This is a genomic window from Acidobacteriota bacterium, assembly GCA_003696075.1.
Taxonomy (GTDB): Bacteria; Acidobacteriota; Polarisedimenticolia; order J045; family J045; genus J045.
In genome coordinates, this window is record RFHH01000202.1 from 1 (window position 1) to 6,289 (window position 6,289).

Sequence of the window (6,289 nt, forward strand, 5' to 3'; positions counted from 1 at the left end):
CCGTGAGCCTGCCTCCGCCGCGCGGCCCCTTGCGCGGGGACGACTCCGGCGGAGGAGCGCCGCCGGCCCCCTGGGGCATCGGGGGCACCATCCTCGGCATCCTCACCGTCTTCTTCCTGATGGTCGTCACCGGCGGGCTTCTCGCGCTCGCGGTGGAGACCGACCGCGTGGAGGCGGCGCCTTTGGCGGTGCGCTACGCGATGATCGCCGTGTTCCAGTTGATCCTGATCGCCGTTCCGATCGGGGCTGCCGTGTTGACGGGTGGCGGCCCCGCCGCGCTCGGCCTCCGCCGCTACGAGTGGCGCGGGCTGGCGGAAGGGGCGCTCCTCGGGGCCGCGCTCGTGGCGGTGAGCGCGGTCTACTCGGCCGGCATGGAACGGCTGGCCCCGGAACTGTACCGCGCGATGGCGGAAGAACAGCGGCAACAGCTCGAGCTCCTGGACGGCCCCCTACCGCTCCTGCTGTTCTTCGTGCTCGTCATGGCGCCGTTCGGAGAGGAGATCTTCTTCCGCGGATTCGTCTTCACCGGGCTGAGAAGCCGCCTGGGGTTCCCCCTCGCCTCCGGACTCTCGGCGGCCCTGTTCGCCGCCGCGCACGTCATGCCCCTGTCGATCCCCGTGCTGTTCGCGGTCGGCCTGGGCACGGCGGCGATGATGGAGCGTCACGGGAGCCTCGCCGTCTGCCTCGTCACGCACGCGGCGTTCAATCTGGCGTCCCTTCTCCTCGAGAATCTCCTCTGACCGGCCCGCCTTCGCGCGGAAAACCGCGCAGAACCGCGCGCTGGTCCCGGTAGATCGCCCGCGCCGCGACGTAGTCCCGGTGCGTCAGCCCGAGCTCCTCGGCGATCTCCCGCACGACCGCCTCCTCGTCGGTGGTCACGGTGCCGTCGGCCGCGGCGACCGCGAACAGGCAGGCGAGCAGGCGCCGCTTGTCCTCGGCACCGGCGAGGTCACGGAGCTGTCGCGTGACGAGAAAGTCCTCCGTGCCGGCGAACAGCTCCCCCTGGACGCGGGCGATCTCGACCGCCAGCGCCGCCTGGGACCCGGGAAGCCCGCCCACGCGTGCGACGAGGTCGGTCATCCGGGCGATCTCGTCCTCGGTCACCTTCCTGTCGGCCCGCGCGACGCGACCGAGGACGTAGGCGAACGCCGCCACGAAGCGCGCCCTTTCGGGAGGAAGCTTCTCCAGCTCGCGGGCGATCCGGCGCACCGTCTCGGTTTCGTCGGGATCCCGGGCCCGCCCACCCAGCCCCAGGCGCTCAAGCAGTCCCATCGCCTCCCTCCTTCCGGCCGAGGCGGTCCAGCCGGGCGCGGTAACGGTCCCGATCGAAGGCCCCCTTCGTTTCCAGCATGGCCGACAGCTCCCGCACGAAGACGCGGAGCAGGGTGTGGACCGCCTCGTGGCGATCGACCCCGGCGGCCGTCAGGCGCGCGAGCGCCTCGGCAGCCTCCGGCGGCTCCCCCGTGTCGACCTGCTGCTCGATCATGTCGTGGAGCGTGATGTGCAGGAACGGGTTCTCGCCCTCGTCCGGCTCGGCACCTTCCCAGAAGGGGCGGTACTCGGGGTGGGCCTCGAGGAGTTCGAGCAAGCGCCGCTCCCCCGGCCTGAGCGCCTCGCGGTCGTCGCGGCGCGACCAGAGGCGGCGCAACGCCTCTCGGCCGGCCCGGGCGACCGATCGCAGGGCGCGCGGATCGAGGGGATCTCCGCTCACGGCTCCGGCTCCACGTCGCGCACCAGCGGATAGGCCGACGGCGTTCCCGAGCGGGCGAGCCTCGGCCGGTCCCGCTCGAAGAGCAGCCAGGAGGCCCACCGGTACCGGTCCAGCATCTTCACCAGGCGGACGAGCGCCCCTGGCTCGAGGGCGTCGGCGAAACCGAGGAGCCGGCCGTCGGGGGTGCGGGTCGCCAGCGCCAGCGCCGGCTCGTCGCTCGCGGCGACGCCGGCCGCCGCGAGCGCCCGGTCGCCGAGCCGCGCGCCCGCCGGCAGCGGAAAGAGCCCCGCCGCCTTCGGGGCCGGTCGGCCGAGAAGCCACACCCGGTGCGCCCGCCCGAGCACCTCCTCGTCGAGCGACGTGTCGCCCATCACCGGAGCTCCCGGTGCGAGGACGGCCGCCGCCGCGCGGGCGGCGCCCGCCAGAACGTCCCCCCTCCCCGATCCGATCACGACGAGGTCGGCTCCCCCCTCCAGCAGATCGCCGAACAGGACCGGGAGTTCCCCCGGTTCCAGGCGGCGCAGGGTATCCGCGTCGGGGTCGACCGCCACTCTCCGGGGAGGAAAGGGGGGCCCCACCCTCAGCCGCACGCGCCCGTCGACCAATAGCGCTTCCCGCCGCACCCGCTGGCCCTCCGGCCCGATCACCTCGACCGGGACGTGCAGGCGCCAAGGGCCGTCGGCCTGGATCCTGATCTCGAGCGGCCGCCGGGCGCGCACGGGTAGAAGCCGCAGCGCCGGGGCGCCGGCTCGGTTCACCCACTGGTCGAAGAACCAGCCGAGCGGGCGCCCGGAGGTCCGCTCGAAAGCCCGCCGCAGGTCGGCCCAGCCCGCCTCCCCCCGGCCGTGCTCCGCCAGGAAGATCCGCAGCGCCTCGCGGAAGGCTGCGTCCCCCACTTCCCGCCGCAGCATGTGGAAGACCATCGCCCCGCGCACGGCGTTCAGCTCTCCTGCCGCGCCTCCTGCCTCCGGTCCGATCTCCGCGAGCGGCCGCTCCACCCCGGCGGCGAGCAGCCGCTCGTGGCGCTCGCGCCACTCGCGGCGCAGGCGCGCGTCGGCCGGGGGGTCGCGCAGCGCCGCCTCTTCGTGCGCTCCGGTGTAGAGCGCGAGGGGACGCGCCCAGTCGCCCGAACCCGGTGCCACGAAGACGCCCTGTCCCCACCAGTCCGCGGCGAGCGCCCGGGCGATCCGCTCCCGCGCCGCGAGCGGGTCCTTGAGCGCGTCGGCGCCGAGGAGGAGCACGCCCGGGGTGCCGCTGTCGATGTCGAACGGTGCGGCGACGAGCGTCACCTCCGGCCAGGGGTGCGGTCCGAAGCTCGACGTCATCCGCTCCACGAGCCGCGCGAAGAACTCCAGGCTCGCGGTGATCCCGGTCCGCGACGCCCCGGGATCGAACGCCAGCCGGCACCGGATCCCGCGCTGCCGGCGCGAGACCTCCTCCCACGTTCCCGCCACCAGCCCGAACCCGCGGCGGGCTTGTTCCGTCCGGAAGCGGAAAGTGGTCCGGCCGTCGTCCTGCGCGGGCGCCACCTCGGCGGCGACCCCCGAGCCGAGCACGCGCCAGCCCTCAGGAACCTCGACCGTGACCTCGAACCTGGCCCGCTCGCCTTCCAGGGCGGGATACCAGGCGGCGGTCGCCGGAAGAAACATGCGGCCGGCCGACCGGAAGCCCCGCGGCAGGAGGGCGAAGGCCCCCGGGCGAGCCGGGCGGCTCGCACCGTCGAGAAGGGGCGGCCGGCCCGACCAGGAGAGTTTCAGAGCCGCCACTTCCTCCGGATCCCCGGCGGGGACGATCCGCCACCGGTTCCCCTCGCGCTCGGCCGAAAGCGGGATCGTGGCCCCGGCTGGGGACTCCCCCGCCACCCGCGAGATCGCGAAACCGGGATCCAGCCGCAGGGTGATGGGAAGCCGCCCCGGAGCTCCCAAGCGGATCTCGCTCGTCCCCGCGATCGTCCCGGCGGCCGGATCGATCCGGAGCCCGATCTTCTGGAGGTCGGCGGCGGGTGCCGTGCCGAGAGCGGCGGCGAGCAGGACGAGGGCTGCGAGGCTCATGGCCCCGGATGGTAGCCCCTCGCCGGAAGAGCGGCACTCGCCGCGGCTATGATGGGGAGCCTGCCCCCCGCCGATGCGGCGCGGGAGGGCGTCGCCGGAGGTCGAGGTCATGGACGAACTTCGGCTGGAGCGCGCGCGGATCGAGCTGGTCCGCGGTGACATCACGCTGCAGGAGGTCGACGCGATCGTCAACGCCGCCAACCGTCGGCTCGCGGGCGGCGGGGGCGTGGACGGCGCCATCCATCGTGCGGCGGGCCCCGAACTCGCCGAGGCCTGCCGGGAGCTCGGCGGCTGCCCGCCGGGCGATGCCAAGGCGACCCCCGGTTTCCGGCTGAAGGCCAAGTGGGTGATCCATGCCGTCGGCCCGATCTACCGGGGCGGCAGCTGGGGAGAGGCGAAGATCCTCGCCTCCGCCTACCGGCGGAGCCTCGACGTGGCCGCCGAACTCGGCGCGCGCTCGGTCGCCTTTCCCGCGATCTCCACCGGGGCCTACGGTTACCCGGTGAAGGAGGCGGCGCGGATCGCCCTCGAAACGGTCTCGGCGTGGCTCGAGGACCACGAGGGGCCGGTCGAGCTGGTCCGATTCGTCCTGTTCGACGGGAAGACTCACAAGGCGTTCCGGGAGGCGCTCGACTCCCTGCGGCGCTGACGCGCGGCGGCCCCGGCGCCGCGGGAGACCGAGATGGATTGGATCGGGGATCCCGATGCCTGGCTCGCGCTGGCGACGCTGACCGCGCTCGAGATCGTCCTCGGCATCGACAACATCGTCTTCATCTCGATCCTGGTGGGGCGCCTCGACCCGGCCCGCCGGCAATCGGCCCGGATCGTGGGGCTGACCCTGGCGATGGCCATGCGGATCCTCCTGCTCCTGTCGATCGCCTGGGTGGTTTCGCTGACCGCTCCGCTGTTTCGCGTGGCGGGCCGGGAGATCTCCGGCCGCGACCTGGTGCTCATCGGCGGGGGGCTGTTCCTGATCGGGAAGAGCACGCGCGAGATCCACCACCGAACGGAGAGGCAGGACGAGCACGCCGCTCCGGCCCCGCCCGCGTCGTTCCTGGGCACGCTCGCCGGCATCGCACTGCTCGACGTCGTCTTCTCGCTGGACTCGGTCATCACCGCCGTCGGCATGGCGGACCGGATCGCGGTGATGGTCGCCGCGGTGGTTCTCGCGGTCGTCGTCATGATGGTCTTCGCCCGGGCGGTGGGCGAGTTCATCGACGCGCATCCCTCCCTCAAGATGCTCGCCCTCGCCTTCCTGCTGCTGATCGGCACCGCCCTGATCGCGGACGGGCTCGACCTCCACATCCCGAAGGGATACATCTACTTCGCAATGGGCTTCTCCCTGTTCGTCGAGATCCTGAACCAGCGGTCGGGCGCGCGGCGCGCGGCCGGAGCGCGCTGAGCGGAAGACCCGAGCGCAGGGGCGCATCCGATTCTGCCCGCCCGGGTCGCGACAGCGGCCGGCAGGGCCGCGGCGGAGGATCGGCCGGGGTCAGAAGAGACCGGCGACGAGAGAGCGGGCCCGCCGCACCGCGGCTTCCACCGGCTCGGCGAGCTCCCGCCGGTCGGCGGCGGGGATGTCGGCGAGGAGCACGGACCAGGCCCGTTCGAACTCCTCCAGGGCGTCGTCGTCGTCGATCTCGAAGCCGAACCGCAACCGCTCCACGTGGCAAACGGCGTCGGCGAGGCCGACGACGGCGGCGAGAGGGGCCCACGGCCCGGCGGCGTCCGGCTCGTGGTGATACCGGATCATGGCGAGCACCGGCTCGGAGAAGTTCCAGGACCGCCCCAGCTCGTATCCGGCTTCCGCGTGGGAGATCCCGAACCGAGAGGTCTCCGCGTCGCGGAGAGGGCAGAGCCCCCGCTCGCACAGGCCCACCACCTCGCCGTACGCCTCGGAGAAGTGCGACAAGAAGACGATCCTCCCGAGGTCGTGGAGCAATCCTCCGAGGTAGCACTCGGTTCCATCCAGGTCCGGCAGCAGGTCCCCGAGCTGCTTGGCTCCGAGGGCGCAGCCGAAACAGTGCTCCCACACGCTCCGCGGCTCGACGATCCCGTGATCGAAGCGGAAGGACTCGACGAGCACGCTCGACACCACGAGGTTGCGGATCTGGTTAATCCCCAGGTAGGCGATCGCGTGCTTGAGGGAGCGGATTTCTTGCCGCGGGCCGAAGGCCGCGGAGTTCACCAGGCGCAGCACCTTGGAGGTGAGCGTCGGATCGCGAAGGATGATCGAGGCGATCTGGTCGCCCGTGACGTCGGGCCGCGAGGCCAGCTCGTTGACCTTGGCGGCGACCTGCGGCAGGACGCCGACATCCTGGATCTCGACCCCGGCGATCGTCGGCACGGCGCGGGCCTCCCGCGCTCTCATCGGACCGGGAGCGCCGCCCTTGAGTGCGCTGGCCCTCGGGGCCCTCATGGTAGGCTCCCGCCCCCGGGCGCGGCGCGGCCGCCGCGCCGGAGGTCGACCCGTTGCCCGCCGAGCGAGACGCTCTCGCCCGCCTGATCGCCGCGGTGCATCCCGCAG

The 6,289-nt window shown here is 73.1% G+C and carries 6 protein-coding genes; 3 read left to right on the plus strand and 3 right to left on the minus strand.

The features are described 5' to 3' along the window. Window positions 1-740, plus strand: a 740-nt coding sequence (locus tag D6718_13015; GenBank protein ID RMG43064.1) for a CPBP family intramembrane metalloprotease, incomplete at its 5' end; no start/stop codon positions are given. On the opposite strand, the gene D6718_13020 is transcribed toward D6718_13015, so the two are convergent. Continuing rightward, window positions 703-1,272: a TerB family tellurite resistance protein gene (locus D6718_13020; protein ID RMG43065.1), complete on the minus strand. Its 570-nt coding sequence runs from the start codon at window positions 1,270-1,272 to the stop codon at window positions 703-705. The genes D6718_13015 and D6718_13020 overlap by 38 nt on opposite strands. Continuing rightward, window positions 1,259-2,155, minus strand: a complete 897-nt coding sequence (locus tag D6718_13025; GenBank protein RMG43069.1) for a DUF1841 family protein — start codon at window positions 2,153-2,155, stop codon at window positions 1,259-1,261. Before D6718_13025 ends, D6718_13020 begins: the two co-directional genes overlap by 14 nt. Window positions 2,156-3,871: 1,716 nt before the next feature. Here D6718_13025 and D6718_13030 point away from each other — a divergent pair. Continuing rightward, the gene (locus D6718_13030; protein ID RMG43066.1) at window positions 3,872-4,411 is read left to right on the plus strand and encodes an O-acetyl-ADP-ribose deacetylase; all 540 of its coding nucleotides are present in this window, start codon (window positions 3,872-3,874) and stop codon (window positions 4,409-4,411) included. A 33-nt stretch (window positions 4,412-4,444) separates the two neighbouring features. After that, window positions 4,445-5,164, plus strand: coding sequence for a TerC family protein (locus D6718_13035; protein RMG43067.1), 720 nt, complete (start codon window positions 4,445-4,447; stop codon window positions 5,162-5,164). A 90-nt stretch (window positions 5,165-5,254) separates the two neighbouring features. Here D6718_13035 and D6718_13040 read toward each other — a convergent pair whose 3' ends face one another. Then, the gene (locus D6718_13040; protein RMG43068.1) at window positions 5,255-6,181 is read right to left on the minus strand and encodes an HDOD domain-containing protein; all 927 of its coding nucleotides are present in this window, start codon (window positions 6,179-6,181) and stop codon (window positions 5,255-5,257) included. Window positions 6,182-6,289: the final 108 nt, after the last annotated feature.

What these genes read in the sequence shown, in the direction of transcription:
- D6718_13040 (RMG43068.1), bottom strand. Translation starts at nt 6,181, where the DNA reads ATGAGGGCCCCGAGGGCCAGCGCACTCAAGGGCGGCGCTCCCGGTCCG.
- D6718_13035 (RMG43067.1), top strand. Translation starts at nt 4,445, where the DNA reads ATGGATTGGATCGGGGATCCCGATGCCTGGCTCGCGCTGGCGACGCTG.
- D6718_13030 (RMG43066.1), top strand. Translation starts at nt 3,872, where the DNA reads ATGGACGAACTTCGGCTGGAGCGCGCGCGGATCGAGCTGGTCCGCGGT.
- D6718_13020 (RMG43065.1), bottom strand. Translation starts at nt 1,272, where the DNA reads ATGGGACTGCTTGAGCGCCTGGGGCTGGGTGGGCGGGCCCGGGATCCC.